This is a genomic window from Leucobacter sp. M11 (assembly GCF_035726885.1).
In the GTDB taxonomy this organism is placed as follows: Bacteria; Actinomycetota; Actinomycetes; order Actinomycetales; family Microbacteriaceae; genus JAPFRB01.
The window spans coordinates 1-262 of the sequence record NZ_JAPFRB010000034.1 but is presented as its reverse complement, the minus strand read 5'-3'; the positions used below and the strand labels follow the sequence as shown (position 1 = coordinate 262).

The following is a 262-nucleotide window of genomic DNA, read 5'->3' as shown; positions in this document are numbered from 1 at the left end:
AGGGTTGTTACCTTCTTTGACGAGCCTTTCCAGACTTCTTCGTCTACTCCGTTCCTTTGTAACTCCGTATAGAGTGTCCTACAACCCCAAGAGGCAAGCCTCTTGGTTTGGGCTACATCCCGTTTCGCTCGCCGCTACTCAGGGAATCGCATTTGCTTTCTCTTCCTCCAGGTACTTAGATGTTTCAGTTCCCTGGGTCTGCCTTCCATACTCTATGTATTCAAGTATGGATATTGTTCCATTACGAACAATGGGTTCCCCC

At 48.1% G+C, this 262-nt stretch carries 1 rRNA gene; it reads right to left on the bottom strand.

The annotated features are described in order from the left end of the window. A 23S ribosomal RNA gene (locus OOT08_RS18905) occupies positions 1 to 262 on the bottom strand; the annotation flags it as partial.